Source organism: Citrobacter sp. W9 (assembly GCF_026719375.1).
Classification (GTDB): Bacteria; Pseudomonadota; Gammaproteobacteria; order Enterobacterales; family Enterobacteriaceae; genus Citrobacter; species Citrobacter werkmanii.
The window spans coordinates 122,700-139,899 of sequence record NZ_JAPPTE010000015.1 but is presented as its reverse complement, the minus strand read 5'-3'; the positions used below and the strand labels follow the sequence as shown (position 1 = coordinate 139,899).

The following is a 17,200-nucleotide window of genomic DNA, read 5'->3' as shown; positions in this document are numbered from 1 at the left end:
GCTATCGACTGAAGCAGAAACGAAAGGCCGGGGTTATAGCTGAAGCTAATCCTGAGTAAACAAGGTGGATCAATATTAAACCGTTGGTGGTGGCGGTAAGTGGATCACTTTTTACCCGTTGTTGACACAAAGAGGTTATTCTTAAGTATTAGCACTGGGATCTCGCGGCTCCGATAACCGCGTTCTTCATAAATTCGATAGAGCACATTATAGGCTTCCACCAGAATATGGCCGGACCCACAGGCTGGATCGAGTACGCGTATTGATTCAGGTTCGATGCTGGCGGTTGTAAGTTCAGCCAGTTGTGCCACTACCTCGGAAGCCTGCTCGCCTTGGTCGATATAGTAGGGCATCGTGCTTTTGAGTGTGGACTCAGGATAGGTTTGCAGCCAGTAACGTCCCACCGAGTTTTGCACCAGATATTGTACTATCCAGTTAGGCGTGAACAGCTGAGTAGCGGCAGGAATATCTGCGGATTTGACCACCTTACCAATGACCTGCTCTTTTTTCTCACTAATGTAAAATTGGTAAAGCCAGCCGATAACCTCTACTTGCTGCCAGTCAAGTTCTGGGATCTCATCTACCAGTTCGCGCCAGAAGGCATCAGTGCGGGTAAGGCCTGTAGGCAACAGGAGTTCTGTTTCATCATCAATGGCTTCAAACAAAAATGGCATTGCCTGATGCAGTCGGTGACATTGGCCGAGAAGTAGCTCACGGAAGAGAGTCTCCTGCTCATTACCTGCCAGTAACAAGTCCAACAGAGCGGGCTTATCCAAAGCCACACCTTCTGTTATCAGGGAATCGATCACCTCAGGGGCGCGATCCAACACTTCAAAACCCTGTGGCTGAGAAGGGTGTGATAGCAGACGTACACCGTGTTCTAAATATCCCTCTTCGCTTTTCAGCTCCATAAAGCGGATGGCACAGAAGCGGTTAAACCAAGTGTATGCGACATGCTCTATTAAAGTCTCATAGCTATCGTTTGCAAGCTGTTGTTGCAGGCGCTTAAGGGCAGAGGCACAACTGGCTGGATGGGTAAATCCAGCAACTTGCAAAACTTCACCGCTAATTACCGGCTCAATATGGCCCTTGGCAGTGATTCCAAATTCAGCAGCGCGTGCTTTGATCGCTGTGATAAATGCTGTACGAGCCCGAGGGGCTATTTTTTTTAAATTGGCAGTGTTCATTAAGGCTCACAAATTAGTTTATCCGGGCGGTATCCCACCATTCAGAATACAATGTTGGATGAGTTGTAACTCACCTGAAAAAGAAATTATGCCGTAAGAGGTTCACTAAGAAGGTGACGTAAACGCGCCAATAATATTTCACGACGCTTATGATAGAACGCCTCAAATCCAGCCAAAGTCTCTGGAAGTGAGTCGATTGCCTGTAAGTGAAGATGATTGGCACGGGCAGCTGGCTCCGGCCACATCACTTCGTACCATTCATGCGGTAACTTCTCACGTTTTTCATTGTTCTGGCCCCCTTCTAACAACTGTAGGTTAGGTAGCCGGTTAGCCATGATCATCCACTCTTCAATCTGTGTTTCATCGGTCATCCCTATCTTTTTCAGTTGGCTTTTGGTAAAGCGGGCTCTAGGGAATATGTGATCAACATGGAAGTGATGGGAGAAGTCATGTCCCGGAAAGAGCAGAGATAGCAAGGCAAAAGTTCGACGGTTACCATAGTCGAGTTCAACCAACGACTGTAGCTCTTCTTCATCAAAGCGTAAGCTCTTGCCACGTTCTGTCATTGCAATCGATATTTCTATCAAAGGAAACTCTTGCTGACCATGTTCCTTGATCTTGCTTCGCAAGCTAGCCAGAAGCGTATCAAGACCACTTCCCCAAATACCGGATTGTTTAAGGATAGAGCGAATTAGCCAACCTCTGATCCCCTGCCTATCAGCAGCATACTCGCTACGGGATAGGTAGCGGTTATCCAGATCTCGATGGTAGAGGTAATAGGCTATGGGGAGTAGGGCACTGTCTGCTCCCAGATTGTAACTGTTGAAGCCGAAACTGCTGAGTAAATTGACTGCAAGAAGTAAAGCTTTACGGATGCATTCCCAATTATCTTCCAGCTTGCGCATGTTCTCTTTGCTAAAGTTCTCGACTTTAAACCCAACGCTGCCGATATCACTCAGCATCAGACCTGCTTTGAGCACCAGGTCCTTGCTAAAGGAAAAACCATTACCTATTTGGTTCATTTCATCTACTAGCTTGTGAATCTCATCACGCGCATCCAGCGTGCTCCATTGCGTTACGGCGATGGAGAGCAGTAGATCTGAATAGGAGAGTGTTGTTCCGCCACTATTCATACGGATAAAGATATTGAGAACCTTGGATAGCTCCTGACCTTCTTCCAGGTAGTAACTGATCAAAGGTTTATTGTGAATGATGTCATGAAAACGGGAAATCACTTTACCTGCTGCTGGTTTGCGTTCATCTGGCATTTTCATTTCCATGACTGACATCATTACGTCATAGGCATTCATACCGAGAATACGGGAGACTAAAAACCAATGGTGTTGTTCATCGTTGTGGCTTGCCTCATCCTCATTCAAGAACTCGAACTCATAACGAGTTCCGCTGTCAGGGTCTGTGCATTCAAAAAGATTGAGATAGAGGCGACGTTCGATAAAGGCGTCTGCACTGGACCACCATTTACCCTGAGTTTTCCAACTATAGGAACCGCGTAACCCGATGTTTAGTGCTGTCATTCGCTGCTGGCCATCTAGAACCGCGATGCGATCATTTTCACCGATGATATCTAGTTTTTTACAGTGGACTTGATCACGCTGGTGGTAGTCACGCATAAAATCATAAAATTGATACTGACGCAGATTCTCAGTTTTAATTTTCCAAAACAGGAAGGTACCAAACGGGTAGCCTTGTAGTAGAGAGTCAAACAGCTGGCAGATTTGATCTGGCCGCCAGACAAATTCTCTCTGGATTGCAGGCAAAATATATTCATGCTGTTCAACTTTGTTCAGCAGCGTTTCGATGGTGCCACCGGTTTGGTACATGTTTTATCTCTTCCCGTATGGTTGTGTTCGAAGCACTCTTTACGCCCCTTTTGATGAGAAAAGGGGCCGAGCGTTTTACATCCTTGCTTTTGGGCGCAACACTATTTGATCCGCACTCTTTTACCCTGACCTATTGCCTGTTGTAAACGGCTGCGAAGTGTCGCGAGATAGGTGTCGATATCCTGCTCCGTTTCTATAAAGATATGGCTGGCACCGAGTAATTCTGCGGGTGAAACCAGTTCGATAGGTTTAGGTATTGGTTTGTGGCTAACCACTGTCGCAGCAGAGTTATTCGCAATAGTAGTTGGCGAGCCTGATGGATCCGGTTCTCGCAAAGTACCCGCATCGCTATTAGGCGGTTCAGCCGCTTTTTTCCGTGCTGCGGCTTGCTCCGCTTCCAGACGAGCTTGAAGTTCGGCGCTGTAGCGGTTGATCAGTTCTAAGACCTTATCTTCTTCATCATCAGCCTCTTGTTGCAGGCTAACAATCTCATGTAAGGATAAGCTGTTACTGACCCGTTCTTTTAACAGATTAAAGGGACGCATTGCCTGGTTTTGTAACTCAGCTGGTAAGTCAGTAACCAGCGGTGCAACACCTTGCTGGGTTGCATTGATCGCTTCCAAAGCCGCGGCACGTTTCTGTTCTACCAGTTGCAGGTTAATGGCGATGAGTTGATCAATTAACGATCCCACCTGGCGCAGTTTGCTATACGGGGATTTATCATCGTAGATAGCCTGCAGTGCAGATAATGCTTTAGCCGCTTCTGGGTTTTGCTCCAGTGCATGGCGATTGGATTTGAATTGATCGTTGAGGGCTCGACGCAACTGTTGCCAGATATCAAACTGACGAGTGAAAAACTCCTCGACTTCTTCAAAATCTTCGGCAAAATCCTGCCATTCGTTGCTCTGCTGGCAGAGTCCATCGATTAGGGCATAACTGTTGTTGCCCAGCTCAAGCAGGCTGGCGATCAATCGACTGCCGGTAAGCAGGGTGCTTTTGCCAGGGCAATTCCCATCTTTAGCTTTAAAATCAAATTCTTTAATTAATCGCTGCCACTCGCCTAGTACGTCAAGAAGCTTATTCGCCAGCTCTTTTTCGCTGCTCTCGAAGGGTTTATTAAAAATATCTTTCGCCAGTTTAGCCGCTTTAGCTACTTGCTGTTCTGTATGCTGACGTACTCGACGAATACGCAGTGTGCTGTGGCTACGTACCGAGGTAAAATGTTCGTAGCTGCGTTTGAGGGGCAAATCACCATTCGGTGTAGATAGCGCAGCCTTACCAAGCAAGACCAGATGAGTCACCTGTAGCATTACTTCGTCACGGTTCCAGCCGAAGGGACGAGCACTGAATCGCTCTAACAATTCTTTAAGGTAGACCGGCTGATTTTTTTCATCTGCGACATTTAAAAAGAGTTCAATCTCCTTTTTTGCAGCAGCATTGGGGTCTTGTTCACCGAGATTTATATTTAGCTGTGCCATGTCATCGGCCATGATCACCGACTTCAGCTCTTGCACCGGGTTGTTACCACAGCTTTGTAGTAAAGAGAGCTTTTGGAATGAGTTTTCGATTACGTAGGCACAAGCTTCATCAAGCATATTGCTGACACTAGCCGATTTACTTTGCAGCTCATTACCTAGTGCGAATATCTGTGCTTGTTTCACCAGATCATCGAATAGTAATTTCAGACGGCTGCGACGCTGGGTGTTTTCGAGTGCTTTTTCTGCCAGCAATTTCTCTTGCTCAGGTCGTTTACCTCGTATCCCTGCCAGGAACTTCTCGGTTTTCAACCAAGTATCAAATTCAGCCCAGATCCGCTTCTCACTCGACAGGCGTACCAGAATACAACCATTCCCTTCTTGGCTCAGTGCCTTGTAGGATTGTTCGTTATAACTGTCAAAATTGGCATCCAGTGGGGAAATGACTTTGAGCACCAGATCTGTTTGTTGGCTGCCGTCTATAGAGTGACCGTTACAAAAGCGAGTCAGAGGGTAATCCTGCTTGTTTACCGGATAGCGATACTGACGGCGATTGCCCATTACCTCTTCAAACACCAACCGGGCCAGTTGCCGGTTCTCTTCAGTTGCTTCAACCTGAGTGTGTTTGATCTCCTGCTCGACTTCTTTTTCTTCGTTAGTCAGGAATACGTATTCATCGCCATTTCTGACAATCAATAGCTGGTTTTCAAGACGCTGTAGACTGGCTTCGATTCGGCTTTTCAGTGCCACTTTATCGGTATCTATTTCTTCAATAGAGAGTGTGACCAGATTATCAATGGTGGATTTGATCAGATCGACATAGCGGATTAAAAACAGCGATTTAAGAATATTAATGTCGTAAGGATCGAGGCTTGCTTTCTCAGCCGCTTGTTCGAAGATGCGTTTAACGTTGGTATCGAGGAAAGATTCGATTGCCGGATAAAAGGCATGGAAAGGCACCAATACACCGATATCTTTGTTCATCTGCTGGCGTGCGGCATTCTGGAATGCATCCAGCAGAGAACGTTCACCACGGGAGAGATGTTTACCGGTAGCCCCCACTTTGCGGATTGCTTCGAAGACCTTTTGTACCAGCAGATACTGATAGGGAATGAAAGGGTAGTGATCAACAAACTCAACATTATCACTGTGGTTAGCAAGCTCAGCTGTAGTGCTGGTATCAAAGGTCAACTGGTTGCGAAGAATGTCGCCTTTTTGACTGAACAATTCTGCCAGGCAGTTTTTAGCGTCTTCACTTTTTTCGAGCAGACGTTTCTGTATTACCTCATTGGTATTGGACGAGGAGAGGGAAATCCTTGTGTGAAAACGCCCTTGGATCTTGGAGAAGTCCTGGCCTTTTTTAGCGCTAAGATCTCCTAGTACGGCATCGATATCTTCTTGTGAAGTGACGATTACCCAAGCTCTGCCTCCACAAGCGGTACCGATATTTTCTGTTATCGTCTGCAGTTTGAGCATCATCTGGGTGTTGTTGCCGATAAACTGTCCGACCTCATCTACCAGAAAGACCATGCGTTTACTGTCACCAGATGGATCGCTACGATCGAGATACTCCCGCACCCATTTACAGAAGTTGGCAATGTCGAGAGTAAACATGGATTCGAGATTTTCCATACTCTGCACCGATGAGGCATCTGACTGGCCGGTAGCATAGGCCCAGGCTTTTGCCATTTCATCACGACAGAAACCATAGGCATCACGCTGTTCTTCCCAGCTTGAGCCCGTGAGTTCAGCAAATTTTGCTTTGAATGGCTCGTATTGGCCACGGGAATCTAACTCACGTTCCAGATGTGCGATATGAGGATGGTCAGCGCAATATCCCAGGCGCTCATTGAAGACGCGCAAGAAAACTTTGAGAATGGCATCTTCTTTGTCTTCAGTATCTGCGCGGCTGTCGATATTAAAGAGAATTACTTCAGTATTGCGGTTAACTGCAGCGTGGATATCACCGTAAAGAAGGGGATCGCTGATTTTCTCTTTGAAAAACTCGATGGCAGCTTTTGTTTGGCCATTGTTAACAGCTTTCTTGTTACCGAGCAGGTAAGAGAGGATCTTTATAAAGTGAGATTTACCGGAACCGAAATAACCCGATACCCAAATCCCAATTTTACCCGCCACACTAGGATCATCTGGATGGCTGACACCAGGCAGGTAGGTCTCAAAAAAGTGACGAAGGTGGCGGTCAAGTTCACGGGTCACCACATACTCGTCAAGCTCAGTCCAGATGATTTGCTCATCCAGCTGCTCGGCTTTCACCACACCATTGATTGGGCGATCCAGTTGTTTGGTAAACAGCTCTCTTATCTGCATTAAAAATTCCGTCTCTATCATACAGCGAGACGCTTCTGCTCGCTATAACGTGATGACTCTTTCGCGGCCAAGTTAGTGGTTTGAATTCTCTCAAAAAACAAGCTTCGGCAGCAGTTTAAATTTCAGTACTTAGATGCGTGAGGCACCAGTTGGAAAGCTCGGTAGTAGTTGGCTGTTGCCACTTCTGCGCTGTCCAGATCAAAAGGATAAAGTTCGAGGCCGTTGTAACTGCCCGGATAAAACAATACCAATGGTATCGCCCCCATATGGGCATGTAATGCATTAAGCAAACTATGACCACGTAGCAATGGCCAGCATTGGCCAAGACCTGATAACAATACAAATTGAGGCGAGGCCGGAAGCACTTTATCTATCAGATGCTTAGCAATTCGACCTTGTTCAAGAGGTCCTTTAAGTGCTTTGGCTAGCTCATCGGTACCTTTTTTGCGTTCCAGATCAAAAGCTTTATCTAACAATTTACGCTCTTGCAAAATTGCCAGTACCTCTTCGAACAGATTGAGATGAGCGAAATTCAGCCCCTGCCGAGCTAGGCGAGGCAGAGTCAATCTCAGATATTCCCGTACGGTAAGTTCAAATTGAGGTGGGTAATCAAAGATATAAAAACCGATCTCACCACCGAGCTCTTGGTTCTTCAGGAAGCCTTCACTTTTAAGCCGGTCTTCGATTTGTTCCAGACGAGCTGACAATTGCGGCTTACTGTCCAGTTTCGCTCTCATCTGACTGACTCCATCACATCGTAGACTTTTTGGCAGTCGAGACTGTTTGCCCACTCTCTTATCTGGGGTAGTAGGAAGACATTTTTCAGCTTTTTACTGCGGCCTGATTCCAGATACCCGCTATCTGCGAGGATTTTAAATACATTGTTGCCCATTTTCTGGATTGAGCTTTCGGAATATTGATCCAAGCCGACAATGGCACGCTGGCGGGATAGAATAAATTCCTGCCAGTCTTCGCTGCGCAATGATTCACGAAACATCTGTCGGGCATCAGACAGTGTCGTTGCCATGAAATCGGTCAGCACTGGGGATTGGCACATTGTCGCCATTAGCAACATTTGTCTGGCTGCATCATCAGGGGCCTTTAGTAGCTCAGTCCAGAATGCCTCACCCATCGGTTGAATTCTTTTACGCAGGGTTGAAGCCATGCGTTTAACACTGTGCACTGAGGTCTTCTGCAGCACATTGTCATTTACAATAGCATTAAGCCATTGATCATCATTTGGTGAGGATATCAGCAGCTCCGCGATGACTCTGCTCTCACGCAACATCAGGCTGCCACCAATGATGTCACCCAGATATTCTTTGGCGGTCATAATGGCTCCACGGTCAGGGTTTAAAAACTCCGTTATGATACGCGAAATTGGAACATATGGCCTTATGACAAAACACATTTTGCCTTTGCTATCGACCAGCGTGATTTTTCCGCTTCAGAGGCGCAATATAAATTACCACGGATATTGCTGCACACTTGCAGGTGTAGCGATCATAAGGGGCTGTAAGGGCATCGCTCAGACCACCGTTACCTTCGAGAGCGAGAAAGGATTTGGCAAACATATTCTAGATCCAGCCAGCCAACACGCAGGCATAAGCCGTCCCTGAAGGGCAGACAGAAGCCATGCGGTTGGAAGGTTTAAAGGTGTTGCGAGGTAAATAACGGTGTGGTAGTCACACTATGAATTGCTGGCGTAAAAAACTGCCTTACTCAGAAGTCAGTCTTGCGTGGTCGCCCGGTTGCTGGTCGTTCAGGGACATCGTTGCAGCCGAACAGCAGCAGGCCATGTTTCTGCTGAATTTTGGTCATATACGCCAACACCTGTCGGATGTTGTCGATACTGTCTGGTTCGCTGTAACGCACCGGGATATTGATATTGGCTCTGTAATGTTTTTTGTATTCACTGCGATGTAAGCCCCCTTCACCTTCGGTAATTAACGTCCAGAACTCACGGGCTTTCTCAGCCCAGGGATAAACATTCCGACTACGGTTGCCATCTACCCAGAAGACTACGTGCGCATGGTAGTGATGGTCTTCTGTCCATTCGATAACCCAGAAATAACCCACGACTGCGCCTATTTGCATCATGTGATCCATGAGTAACCGGAGATCCCTCTCAAGATGATGGTGACTTTGCAGGTAGTACTTAGCGGTGTGATGCTGATAGAACAAGTCGACTCGGAGTGCCCGCAGGCAGGCATAGCGATCAACCATTTCGCAAATATGGATGTTAAGGAGAGATTCCAGATACCAGTCTGGCTCCCATTGCGGTTTATTTTGCATAGAACAGATTCCTTCGTGCTGACAAAGATCAGCAGATGTGAGGAAGCCTCCGTAGGGGAAGGCATGACGCAGTTACTGACAGGGCTTTTGAAAGATTTGGTAATGGTGGGATTAATCAGGGTGAAGGATTAAGAAGGAATGCCTATTAATAATACTAATAACCGATATTAATATTCACACTCACTATTGCCTTCAGAACCCTTGCAGGGCAAGGCATCAGACCTGATTCAGTGGTTCGGCAGTCGTCCGCCATGCAAAGCAGACGTACTCGTCCATCAGACTGGTCAGTACAGGGTTTTCTGCCTGTCGGTCATTGACCCAGCAATCCATCTCTTTGTCTTTTTTGAACCTGAGATTGTCGGTCCAGTCATCAAGGCAATTACCAAGCATCAAATCGTACCAGCACAGCCAGACCAGCTTCAGACGCAGCTCGCTACCGCTGAACTGGCGGAACAAACTGATGAGCCTGTTTGCCAGAGGACGCTGTTTTAAACGCACGCACTCAGACAGCAGAATACCTTCCAGCATGGGATGGTGAGCCAGCAGATGTTCCTGGGTAAATAAGCTGACGCTCAGATCATCATTGACCGCCAGCGATGCTGCTGCTCTGCCATAAATAATCCGGTGCAGGCACTGGGGGACAATAGCAATAACCTCTTCCTCTCCCGGAAACTTAAGGCTGCCAACCGTCAGGGTATGATGGTGGTAGATATTCTGGTGGCACATACCCGATCTTACCGTCAGCTTCGTAAAATCGGTCAACCAGACCTGGTAATACTTATAAAGCTCTTTGTAACGAGGTTTGTAATCTTTCATGGTCCATATTTCTTCTGGCTTAAATTGCAGACAGCAGAAAACCTCCGGAGCAACCGGATAATCATTTTTATGCTGTCGGTTTAGTTAACGCGGGTAGGGTGAATTACATACGGGACTGGTTAATACGTTCCTGAAGCCAGGCTTCCACCTCACTCTGTAGCCATCGTGAGCTTCGCCCAAGTTTGATCGGTTTAGGAAACTCACCGTCTTTGATGAGCTTGTAAAACCACTTATCGGTTAACCCGGTCAGACGTGTGATAAAAGCCATATCAACAAAGCGATCTTCAAGTAGGGTTGGTTTAACTGTCATGATTTGATTCTCCGGTAGCTAAATGGAAACCGAAGTCGGGGTTATTCTGCTGCCCGCTCCGGCATAGCAACCGGTGCTGCTGTTAAAAACTAACAAAACTTTCTTGGTCTACCCTGCCTTGCAGGCGAGGGAACCTCATTACATCCCCAAATTAGATAACCATATTTTTGGTCTTCTTTTGTTAGATAACTGGCTATACGTCTGAGACTGTTTATGGCTTCGTTATTGTGATATTCAACAACATTGTTAATGTTGTCCTGATGATATTCCTTTGGTTTGCATCGCTGGTATTTTCCCTCGCCATAAGTAATTTGATGCCACAGTTCTCCTGCCTGTGAAATGAATGGGAATGATTTCTGATGTTCCCGGCCATTAAGATAAAAAATAGCATGGGCATGAACTGCCCCTTCTGATGTCCATTCCAGTACCCAGAAGCTACCGATAACGCCAGGAAGGCTGATCATTGCCTGAGTAAGCTCTCTGAGGTCATCTTGTATTTCTATCGAGGAGTTACGAATGAATCGATTCGTACCACGCTGATAATCAAAATCCATTCGAAACGCCAGTATCTTGGCGTGACATGCCAGGATCTGATTGAGATGGTGATTAATCAAATTCAGCAGGAAGTCGTTAGGGATGATTTTCTTTAAATGTGGGTAATGTCTTTGCATTGCTCTGTTCCTTTGGATGAATTCAAAGGAACTAGTGCATCTGTTTTTTCTGTCAAGCAGGGTTCAATCACTTATGACGGATATGTATCATCCCGAGGTTGGGATGTTAGATGTCTATCAATTGGGATCTACTCTCTATAATACCAATTAACCTTAATTATTAATTTTATGAACTTACTCTTGGCTATTAAGACTTTTTATCATCCTCCGTACTCTATTCTCCCTTGTATAATAAGAGGTAACCTACTGGACCATTCCGATAATAACTATACAGGTGCGTTGGTTGCGCCCACCCGCTCCAGTCACATAGTTATCTATGCTCCTGGGGACTCGCGGGCTGGTCATCGTCCTGTAACTCTAAATCGATTGGGTGTAGATAGCCACTGGTATGTGCAGACGATGATGCAGGGTACATGATTCATCAATTTCTTAAACTGTAAGCATGTGATAGGATTTTTTAACAGCTACGGACAAGCCTTTCCTGGATTTTTTCATTACCATTTTATTACCTATTGATTATCATTTGGTTACTGTTTTATTATCCTTTAATTACTTCAATGATGAGTGTGTAGAAGGTACGATGAAAGGACGATTTAGCTCAGATTCAGATTACGATAGTCGCTTATGCGGCTACATCAGTCAGGCGTTGAAAAGCCAGTCCATTACATTCACGAGCCATTTAATGAAATCAGGGGTGGACAATTGGATAAGGTTTCTACATAAAGAAATACCCGAAATTAATACCGACATTGATGTTGAACAAACAAAATTATTACTGGATAACATAGTTAGTTCCGCATTAGAAAATGTATATAAATTCAGTGATTTCTCTTGGATTGAGGACAGTGACCGGGCTTGTTACTGGATGTGGTGTAACATTTACACAATGCCTGCGCTCTTTTTTTCACCACCTATTAAGAAACCAGGCGTAACTCCTTATATTTTTTTGGGCTGTGATCCCCTCCCTGGAAATAGCAGGGCACGATTCTTTAATATTGTGAATTTTTTTGATCGATGGATTAACCCTCAAGGCAAACGTAGATTTTTAAATGAAATGAGAAATTCTTACAGACAGATTACTTGTAAAAAAAACGCACTATCATTTCTGTCGCCCAAGAAAAAAGATGATTGTCTGTGGGCATGGAATTATCTTAGTGAAAGAAAAATGATTGGTGAATACATTACGCCCATAATGGATAACCCACATGACGTTTATCTGGCTGTCAATGCAGCATTTGATATATGGTGTACTTCCACTGTTTTACTTGATGAAACCATTATTAATTTTAGTAAAAAGATAAAGAATGCATATGCTCAGAGGAATTTCAAATTATCTGGGAAAAATAAAAAAGACAAAGTCAAGAATACGGTTCTTGCCATTTTGACGCCTGAATTACAAAAAAAATTGTCTGATTTATCACAAGCCAGTGAAATGACCCGGCAAGAGATGTTAGAGTTATGCATTAATTCTGCATATTTAAAACTTCCGAAGAATATCAGAAGCATTTAAAAATATTTCAGACAGATATTATCACAATGATCATCCCCGAAAGCTCGCCTGAATTATAGACATTAAGGCGAGTTTCTTTTATTTGTCTGAGGTTATTTGATGAAGATACATGAAGGTTTGCAAGATATCACGCAGTCTGTGGCTGTTCTTCCTGATTTTATTAGAAAACAAATACTTTCGAATATTAGCAGGCTTGCGGATTATGAGCCAGTGATCGGCATTATGGGTAAGACCGGAGCCGGAAAATCCAGCCTGTGTAATGCGCTTTTTGCCGGGAACGTTTCGCCGGTCAGTGATGTTGCAGCCTGTACCCGTAAACCGCTACGCTTCCGTTTTCAGGTGGGTGAGCACTTTATGACCATCGTGGATCTGCCCGGTGTCGGTGAAAGTGAAAGGCACGATGAAGAATATGCTGCGCTTTACAGCGAACAGCTTCCCCGGCTGGACCTGGTGCTGTGGTTGATTAAGGCCGATGACCGGGCGCTGGCAGTGGATGAACATTTTTACCGGGAGGTGATTGGTGAGGCATACCGGCATAAGGTGTTGTTTGTTATCAGTCAGTCGGATAAGGCCGAACCCACCAGCGGTGGTGAAAAGCTGTCTACAGAGCAGAAACAGAATATCAGCCGCAAAATCTGCCTGTTACATGAACTGTTCCAGCCGGTAAACCCTGTCTGTGCGGTATCGGTACGTTTGCAGTGGGGGCTGCGGGTGATGGCTGAACGGATGATTCGTTGCCTTCCGCGTGAGGCTAGTAGCCCGGTGGCGGTACATCTCAGTACGCCGCTTCGTACCGATACCGTTAATAAAAAAGCCCGTGATGATTTTGGTGAAACGGTAGGCTCGGTACTGGACACAATAAGTTCCATGCCACTGATACCGCCCCCAATACGGGCAATCATTCAGGTTGCACGCGACACCGTGGTATCTGTCGCCCGTGCCGTCTGGAATTTCTTCTTCTGAATATTTAGCCCCTTACATCGTTGTTCTCTGAGCCGTGTCGCGATTGTGCGTCAGGGCTTTTTTGTCTTTCTTTTTCCATCATGAGGAGTCTCTTATGACCCGTCTGGCTTCGCGCTTTGGCGCAGCAAACCTTATTCGTCGTGACCGTCCGTTAACCCGCGAAGAGCTGTTTCGTGTGGTACCCAGCGTTTTCAGTGAGGAGAAGCATGCGTCACGCAGCGCTCGGTATACCTGGATACCAACCATTACCGTTCTTGAAAATCTGCAGCGTGAGGGCTTTCAGCCTTTCTTTGCCTGCCAGACCCGTGTTCGTGACCCTGGGCGTCGCGAGCATACAAAGCACATGCTGCGCCTGCGTAGGGAGGGGCAAATTACCGGCAAACAGGTCCCGGAAATTATTCTGCTCAACTCTCATGATGGCTCCAGCTCGTATCAGATGTTGCCGGGATTATTCCGTGCCGTATGCCAGAACGGACTCGTCTGCGGTGAGTCGTTTGGCGAGGTGCGGGTGCCGCACAAAGGAGATGTGGTGACTCAGGTGATAGAGGGGGCGTATGAAGTGCTGGGGATTTTTGACCGTGTGGAAGAGAAACGGGATGCCATGCAGTCGCTGATTTTGCCGCCACCTGCACAACAGGCTCTGGCACAGGCTGCACTGACGTACCGTTTCGGTGAGGACCACCAGCCGGTGACAGCACCTCAGATACTCTCCCCACGCCGCTGGCAGGATGAGAGCAATGATCTGTGGACCACATACCAACGTATTCAGGAGAACCTGATTAAGGGCGGGCTCAGTGGAAGGAGTGCGAAAGGCGGAGGAACGCATACCCGTTCGGTGCGCGGTATTGACGGTGATGTGAAGCTTAACCGTGCACTGTGGGTGATGGCGGAAGCGATGCTCTCCGGATTTGAGGCAAACAGATGTTAACTCCGGCAGTATGCGGACACCTCCTGTCCGTTTGCTGATTAATTTCCAGGCAGCTTTTCCTCAAAAGACTATGAAGCCGCATTCTGATTGCATTCATCCTGCAGAAAAAATACCGCTTCAGCTGTCCGTATCCTGTCCGGCCCTCTCGTTACACTAATCACTTAATTTTCAGTCCATTAACAGAGTGGGGAACGCCTCTCATGTCTCAGTCTGAGCGCCGCCATGAGCGCCTTGCGGTTCGCCTGTCGCTGATTATCAGCCGTCTTGTGGCGGGGGAAACGCTGGCCATACAGACACTGGCCGTCGAATTTGGCGTGTCAGTGCGCACATTGCGTCGGGATTTTCGCGAGCGTCTGGCCTATCTCGACCTGGAGTTCCGTAACGGGCAATGTCGTCTACTGTCCGGCAGCCGTCAGAGGGAGCTGACGGTGCAGACCTTTGTCCGTCAGTCCGGTGTGGAGGCTCTTTTTCCGGATATTGACAACCAACTGATCAACTCACTATTGAGTGCCAGCGAGTCTCCCTGCCTTATCTGGCACAGCACCAACTCCAGAACACAGGCACGGACTGAAGTTTTTACGCGACTTATCCGCGCCATCACTGAACACCGTCGGGTTACGCTACTGGCAGAAGGTCATCGTTGCACAGGTCTGGCCCCCTATCGACTGGTGTGCAGCGACGGCTGCTGGTACCTGACCGGTGAACATGAAGGACATATATCGGTTTTCACACTGGGTGATATTCACACGGTGACATTCAATCCTGCGCTTTTTGTCCCGGATACACAGGTACGTAATCTGTTGTCACATCCCGATTTTCTTCGGGTTTTACCTCACTTTCAAACTTTCCATTCACTTCTCGTTGTCGGCGACGACGGTTTTTCACCCTATAAGGAGCAAAGATGAAATTACTCACTGCAACCACACTGGCGCTCAGTCTGTGCGTCGGAACAATTTTGCCAGTAGCCGCTGAAAATGTTGTGGGTACTGTTAAGGCCTGGCAATACATGCAGGCAGACGGCTGGAAATCAGCTGATGGTCTGGACAACCATACCCTTAGCAATGCGCTGTATGGTGCCAGAGTGATCGATAATTATCCCTGGACTCGGCAATTCCTGCTACGTCAGGGATACAATGGAGGTTATTTTATAGCCGATAAAAATACTAAAACGGTACGCAAACTGTCGCTTAAAACAGCCAGTGGTTCTTCCTCAGATTTGACATCTGTCTACCAGGGTGAGGGAAAGGCATGTGGTTTCGTTCTGATTGATACGCAGGCGGCATTGCTTGACGAGGCACAGCAGCGAGCGAGTGGAACTGATGACCCGGCAGAGACAGTGCGAGTAGCCCGGATAAAATTTAAACCAAACACCCTGATGGTCGTGCCTGATAACTGCGTCAATCCCAAACAACAGGCCGCGCTGGAGGCTAAGCGTTCTCAAAAAGACAGGGAGCTGCAGCAATGGGTGGCAAAGCAGAGTATGGCTGAACTCTGCCGCCGAACCGGTAACTGTTGAGGATCTGATTACAGATGTTTTAAACCACGCCAGATGGTTTACATGCATATCTGGCGCAATCCAGTTCCCATTTATTAGGAAGATCATGCTAAAAATAATAATCGCTGTTATCCCTGCTTTCATTCTCTCACTTACTGCCTTCAGTGCCAGTGCCGCGCAGCTTCCGGAAAGTCTGATGGACAAAGACAACCCCGGCCAGGAATACTGGTGCCAGGGGAACGACATCAACACTACCATCTGCTCGTTGACCGATGTCAGCGATGACCGTAAGTTTGCCCTGATTCAGGACCTGCCTGGTCCAGCCTGTGAAGATTTAAGCTTCGGGGTTATTGACCTGGTATTTAACACTGGACTTAACATCTCTTATGACGGTGGTGACTGCAAGGGAGATGTAAAGGCCGGATTTGTGCGTGGCACAAAAGATAATGCCCTGTATGTGAAGATTGTCCGGGGCAGCAAAACTTTGCGCCTGTATAAGGTACAGACGGGGTTCTGACTGAATCCGCATAACAACACTCTCTCAAAACCCCTGACGCATCTGCGTCAGGGGTTTTTGCTTTTAAGGTGCACCGAATGCCTGAATCTCAATTACTGCCGTCGGACCCTTTCACCCGACAGCAGGCCGACGCTATTACCAGCCGGTATCAAAACGTCGCTATAGAAGATGACCAGTGCAGTCACTTTCGCCTGGTAGTTTGTGACTCCGAAGGTCGAATGGTCTGGCGGGCATGGAGCTTTGAAACGGATGCCGGTGAAGGACTTAACCGCTATATCCGCAAGTCAGGCATCCTCAGAGCATCCTCCTGCTGACTACACCCATTCATCATCCCTGTATGTCCTTCCCATACGCCAGCCATCGTCGCTGGCGTTTTTATTCACGGAGAATATCCATGACGACACAAACGCAATGCGAATTGATGTCCGCTAATGAACCTCAATTTGACCTTACTGCAACACCCGTACCTGACGAACAGCGTCTCGATTTCTGGCCGCTGTACTTTGGCGCTATCCCGCAGTGGATATCGCTGGAACCCCGTATTTTCGCCTGGATGGACCGCTTCTGTGATGAGTACAGCGGTGGTATCTGGTCCTTTTACACGCTCAGCAATGGCGGCGCGTTTATGGCCCCTGATGCAGACGGTGACGATAAATGGCATCTGCTCAACGGCATGAACGGCAATGGTGCGGAAATGAGCGCAAAAGCTGCAGGTATCGCTGTCTGCCTTATTGAATACAGCCATCACGCCTGTCGTACAGAATGTGACGCTATGACCGCACACTATTATCGCCTGCGGGACTATGCCCTGCAGCATCCTGAAGCTCACGCCATTCTGCGCATCATCGACTGACCGGAGGTACA

General features: G+C 47.1%; 16 protein-coding genes and 2 pseudogenes. 8 read left to right on the top strand and 10 right to left on the bottom strand.

From position 1 onward, the window contains the following. Positions 1 to 128: 128 nt before the first annotated feature. The 10 genes and pseudogenes from OOJ59_RS19770 to OOJ59_RS19730 all read right to left on the bottom strand — a co-directional run. Positions 129 to 1,187, bottom strand: a pseudogene (locus OOJ59_RS19770) (BREX-1 system adenine-specific DNA-methyltransferase PglX); the annotation flags it as partial. 86 nt (positions 1,188 to 1,273) lie between these two features. Then, a complete protein-coding gene (locus OOJ59_RS19765; protein WP_079805578.1) occupies positions 1,274 to 3,028 on the bottom strand; it encodes a DUF262 domain-containing protein in 1,755 nt (584 codons plus the stop codon). Between the two features lie 101 nt (positions 3,029 to 3,129). Further along, the gene (gene brxC / locus OOJ59_RS19760) at positions 3,130 to 6,852 is read right to left on the bottom strand and encodes a BREX system P-loop protein BrxC (protein ID WP_268063455.1); all 3,723 of its coding nucleotides are present in this window, start codon (positions 6,850 to 6,852) and stop codon (positions 3,130 to 3,132) included. A 101-nt stretch (positions 6,853 to 6,953) separates the two neighbouring features. Next, a complete protein-coding gene (locus OOJ59_RS19755; protein ID WP_001201808.1) occupies positions 6,954 to 7,568 on the bottom strand; it encodes a DUF1788 domain-containing protein in 615 nt (204 codons plus the stop codon). Next, on the bottom strand, positions 7,565 to 8,164 hold the full coding sequence (locus OOJ59_RS19750) for a DUF1819 family protein (protein WP_108168496.1): 600 nt from the start codon (positions 8,162 to 8,164) through the stop codon (positions 7,565 to 7,567). Before OOJ59_RS19750 ends, OOJ59_RS19755 begins: the two co-directional genes overlap by 4 nt. Before the next feature lie 157 nt (positions 8,165 to 8,321). Continuing rightward, positions 8,322 to 8,405 (bottom strand): annotated as a pseudogene (locus tag OOJ59_RS28265) (putative zinc ribbon protein); the annotation flags it as partial. Positions 8,406 to 8,553: 148 nt separating this feature from the next. After that, the gene (locus tag OOJ59_RS19745; RefSeq protein WP_038879444.1) at positions 8,554 to 9,126 is read right to left on the bottom strand and encodes an inovirus-type Gp2 protein; all 573 of its coding nucleotides are present in this window, start codon (positions 9,124 to 9,126) and stop codon (positions 8,554 to 8,556) included. Positions 9,127 to 9,342: 216 nt separating this feature from the next. Beyond that, positions 9,343 to 9,942 carry a hypothetical protein gene (locus OOJ59_RS19740; RefSeq protein WP_108168495.1) on the bottom strand — a complete coding sequence of 200 codons (600 nt, stop codon included), beginning with the start codon at positions 9,940 to 9,942 and terminating at the stop codon, positions 9,343 to 9,345. 103 nt (positions 9,943 to 10,045) lie between these two features. Continuing rightward, positions 10,046 to 10,252: a helix-turn-helix transcriptional regulator gene (locus tag OOJ59_RS19735; RefSeq protein WP_108168494.1), complete on the bottom strand. Its 207-nt coding sequence runs from the start codon at positions 10,250 to 10,252 to the stop codon at positions 10,046 to 10,048. An 89-nt stretch (positions 10,253 to 10,341) separates the two neighbouring features. Then, entirely contained in the window at positions 10,342 to 10,923 is a 582-nt protein-coding gene (locus tag OOJ59_RS19730; RefSeq protein WP_039026316.1) for a rolling circle replication-associated protein, read from the bottom strand. A gap of 580 nt (positions 10,924 to 11,503) precedes the next feature. Here OOJ59_RS19730 and OOJ59_RS19725 point away from each other — a divergent pair. From OOJ59_RS19725 to OOJ59_RS19690, 8 genes are all read left to right on the top strand, one after another. Beyond that, the gene (locus tag OOJ59_RS19725; protein ID WP_073528237.1) at positions 11,504 to 12,433 is read left to right on the top strand and encodes a hypothetical protein; all 930 of its coding nucleotides are present in this window, start codon (positions 11,504 to 11,506) and stop codon (positions 12,431 to 12,433) included. 99 nt (positions 12,434 to 12,532) lie between these two features. After that, positions 12,533 to 13,396 (top strand): GTPase family protein, encoded by an 864-nt coding sequence (locus OOJ59_RS19720; RefSeq protein WP_108168492.1) that lies wholly within the window; start codon positions 12,533 to 12,535, stop codon positions 13,394 to 13,396. 94 nt (positions 13,397 to 13,490) lie between these two features. Continuing rightward, complete coding sequence (locus OOJ59_RS19715) at positions 13,491 to 14,324, top strand: DUF932 domain-containing protein (protein WP_108168491.1); 834 nt, start codon at positions 13,491 to 13,493, stop codon at positions 14,322 to 14,324. A 200-nt stretch (positions 14,325 to 14,524) separates the two neighbouring features. Beyond that, on the top strand, positions 14,525 to 15,229 hold the full coding sequence (locus OOJ59_RS19710) for a WYL domain-containing protein (RefSeq protein ID WP_108168490.1): 705 nt from the start codon (positions 14,525 to 14,527) through the stop codon (positions 15,227 to 15,229). Next, positions 15,226 to 15,840: a hypothetical protein gene (locus tag OOJ59_RS19705; RefSeq protein WP_108168489.1), complete on the top strand. Its 615-nt coding sequence runs from the start codon at positions 15,226 to 15,228 to the stop codon at positions 15,838 to 15,840. Before OOJ59_RS19710 ends, OOJ59_RS19705 begins: the two co-directional genes overlap by 4 nt. Positions 15,841 to 15,925: 85 nt before the next feature. Continuing rightward, on the top strand, positions 15,926 to 16,336 hold the full coding sequence (locus OOJ59_RS19700; RefSeq protein WP_043082399.1) for a hypothetical protein: 411 nt from the start codon (positions 15,926 to 15,928) through the stop codon (positions 16,334 to 16,336). Positions 16,337 to 16,413: 77 nt separating this feature from the next. Further along, complete coding sequence (locus OOJ59_RS19695) at positions 16,414 to 16,650, top strand: DUF905 domain-containing protein (protein ID WP_108168488.1); 237 nt, start codon at positions 16,414 to 16,416, stop codon at positions 16,648 to 16,650. 80 nt (positions 16,651 to 16,730) lie between these two features. After that, positions 16,731 to 17,189, top strand: coding sequence for an antirestriction protein (locus OOJ59_RS19690; RefSeq protein WP_108168487.1), 459 nt, complete (start codon positions 16,731 to 16,733; stop codon positions 17,187 to 17,189). Positions 17,190 to 17,200: the final 11 nt, after the last annotated feature.

Bases quoted from the DNA above. Each gene is read 5' to 3' on its own strand.
- OOJ59_RS19765 (WP_079805578.1), bottom strand. From the start codon at position 3,028: ATGTACCAAACCGGTGGCACCATCGAAACGCTGCTGAACAAAGTTGAA.
- brxC (WP_268063455.1), bottom strand. From the start codon at position 6,852: ATGATAGAGACGGAATTTTTAATGCAGATAAGAGAGCTGTTTACCAAA.
- OOJ59_RS19755 (WP_001201808.1), bottom strand. From the start codon at position 7,568: ATGAGAGCGAAACTGGACAGTAAGCCGCAATTGTCAGCTCGTCTGGAA.
- OOJ59_RS19750 (WP_108168496.1), bottom strand. From the start codon at position 8,164: ATGACCGCCAAAGAATATCTGGGTGACATCATTGGTGGCAGCCTGATG.
- OOJ59_RS19745 (WP_038879444.1), bottom strand. From the start codon at position 9,126: ATGCAAAATAAACCGCAATGGGAGCCAGACTGGTATCTGGAATCTCTC.
- OOJ59_RS19740 (WP_108168495.1), bottom strand. From the start codon at position 9,942: ATGAAAGATTACAAACCTCGTTACAAAGAGCTTTATAAGTATTACCAG.
- OOJ59_RS19735 (WP_108168494.1), bottom strand. From the start codon at position 10,252: ATGACAGTTAAACCAACCCTACTTGAAGATCGCTTTGTTGATATGGCT.
- OOJ59_RS19730 (WP_039026316.1), bottom strand. From the start codon at position 10,923: ATGCAAAGACATTACCCACATTTAAAGAAAATCATCCCTAACGACTTC.
- OOJ59_RS19725 (WP_073528237.1), top strand. From the start codon at position 11,504: ATGAAAGGACGATTTAGCTCAGATTCAGATTACGATAGTCGCTTATGC.
- OOJ59_RS19720 (WP_108168492.1), top strand. From the start codon at position 12,533: ATGAAGATACATGAAGGTTTGCAAGATATCACGCAGTCTGTGGCTGTT.
- OOJ59_RS19715 (WP_108168491.1), top strand. From the start codon at position 13,491: ATGACCCGTCTGGCTTCGCGCTTTGGCGCAGCAAACCTTATTCGTCGT.
- OOJ59_RS19710 (WP_108168490.1), top strand. From the start codon at position 14,525: ATGTCTCAGTCTGAGCGCCGCCATGAGCGCCTTGCGGTTCGCCTGTCG.
- OOJ59_RS19705 (WP_108168489.1), top strand. From the start codon at position 15,226: ATGAAATTACTCACTGCAACCACACTGGCGCTCAGTCTGTGCGTCGGA.
- OOJ59_RS19700 (WP_043082399.1), top strand. From the start codon at position 15,926: ATGCTAAAAATAATAATCGCTGTTATCCCTGCTTTCATTCTCTCACTT.
- OOJ59_RS19695 (WP_108168488.1), top strand. From the start codon at position 16,414: ATGCCTGAATCTCAATTACTGCCGTCGGACCCTTTCACCCGACAGCAG.
- OOJ59_RS19690 (WP_108168487.1), top strand. From the start codon at position 16,731: ATGACGACACAAACGCAATGCGAATTGATGTCCGCTAATGAACCTCAA.